This window comes from Psychrobacter sp. CAL346-MNA-CIBAN-0220, from assembly GCF_040309805.1.
Classification (GTDB): domain Bacteria; phylum Pseudomonadota; class Gammaproteobacteria; order Pseudomonadales; family Moraxellaceae; genus Psychrobacter.
The window spans coordinates 1-266 of the sequence record NZ_JBEOPF010000347.1 but is presented as its reverse complement, the minus strand read 5'-3'; the positions used below and the strand labels follow the sequence as shown (position 1 = coordinate 266).

1 pseudogene is annotated in these 266 nt (G+C 41.0%); it reads right to left on the bottom strand.

Features of this window, described 5'->3' with window-relative positions:
- Nucleotides 1-216 (bottom strand): annotated as a pseudogene (locus tag AAEY88_RS13925) (cell division protein FtsQ); the annotation flags it as partial.
- Between the last annotated feature and the right edge of the window lie 50 nt (nucleotides 217-266).

Here is a 266-nt window from a genome sequence, read left to right as displayed (position 1 = left end):
ATACTGAGCGACTGTCAAACCTTGATTGCTGACATGAATAGCTGCTGGAGGTGCATCGCGTAGGGCTTTGCCACCCATAATCAATATAAGCACTAATAAACCCAACACCAATACCATAAAAAAATATCTGACCGAAGTCGGTACTTGGAAGTTAGATTTTGGGCGACGGGTTTTATCACTCATCAAGTCAGTTACGTCGTTGACAGTTTGAGCCATAATGACCTTTGTCCCTATTTTGCATAAAACTATTTGCATAAAGCCAATAG